This window comes from Pararhodobacter marinus (genome assembly GCF_003122215.1).
In the GTDB taxonomy this organism is placed as follows: Bacteria; Pseudomonadota; Alphaproteobacteria; order Rhodobacterales; family Rhodobacteraceae; genus Pararhodobacter; species Pararhodobacter marinus.
In genome coordinates this window covers 1-1,173 of sequence record NZ_QEYD01000028.1, presented here as the reverse complement: position 1 = coordinate 1,173, position 1,173 = coordinate 1, and the positions used below count along the sequence as shown (strand labels likewise).

Genomic DNA, 1,173 nt, shown 5'->3' with positions numbered 1-1,173 from the left:
AGGAACGTCTGAAAAACCTGCGCGTTCTGGCGTGATCTGGTAGGGTCTTCGGGATGTGACGAGGAGCCCCGCCGATGCCGAAACAGCCTACCATTCCTGGCCTCCGCGATGCGATGAAGAAGAAGGTGACGCGGCGCGAGCAGTTCCTGGCGGAGATGGATGCGGTGGTTCCATGGGCGCGGCTGGTCGGGTTAATCGCGCCGCACTACCCGAAAGCCGGCGCGAAGGGCGGGCGCCCACCGATGCCGCTGGAGACGATGCTGCGGGTCTACTTCCTTCAGAATTGGTATGCGCTGAGCGATCCAATGGCCGAGGAAACCTTATATGATAGCGAGGCGATGCGCCGCTTTGCCGGGATCGAGCTGGGTGATGACCGCATTCCCGATGAGACCACCATCCTGAACTTCCGCCACCTGCTGGAGCGCCATGAGCTGACCGAGGCGCTCTTCACCGAGGTGAACGCGCATCTGGCCGACAAGGGGATCAGCCTGCGCTCGGGGACGCTGGTCGATGCGACGATCATCGACGCACCGTCCTCGACCAAGAACAAGGCCGGGGCGCGAGACCCCGAGATGTCTTCGACGAAAAAGGGTAATGACTGGTATTTCGGCATGAAGGCGCATATCGGCGTCGACGTGGACAGCGGCGTGACCCACAGCCTCGATACCACAACGGCGAAGGTCCACGACAGCCAGGTCTGGGGCGAACTGCTGCACGGCGACGAGGATTCGGTCTGGGCCGACAAGGGCTATGTCAGTGCCGAGCGCGAAGTGGAGTTCAAGGCGGCGGGCAAGATCTGGGGTGTCATGCGCAAGGCACCGAAGGGCGGCGACATGCATCCCCTCGACGCGCGGATCAACCGCATCATCGCCAGCGTCAGGGCGAAGGTCGAGCATCCGTTCCGGGTGATCAAGCGCCAGTTCGGCTACGTGAAGACCCGCTATAGGGGCCTCGCCAAGAACCGCGCCCAACTGTTCACGCTGTTCGCACTCGGCAACCTGTTCCTGATGCGGAGAAAGCTTCTGGCATGAGGACGAGTCTGCCCGAAATCCGCAAAATGGCCGCTGCTGCGGTCCAGAGAGCACGAAAAAAGCCGCCAGGGGCATGTCCTCGGCTGGTTCAGCCGCTCAGCCGACCTTCTCGGCGCAGCCGAACCCGTTAATCAGATCTTCC

General features: G+C 62.4%; 1 protein-coding gene. It reads left to right on the top strand.

The features are described 5' to 3' along the window. The first annotated feature begins 74 nt into the window (after window positions 1–74). The gene (locus C4N9_RS21615) at window positions 75–1,031 is read left to right on the top strand and encodes an IS5 family transposase (RefSeq protein WP_109535415.1); all 957 of its coding nucleotides are present in this window, start codon (window positions 75–77) and stop codon (window positions 1,029–1,031) included. The last annotated feature ends 142 nt before the right edge of the window (window positions 1,032–1,173 follow it).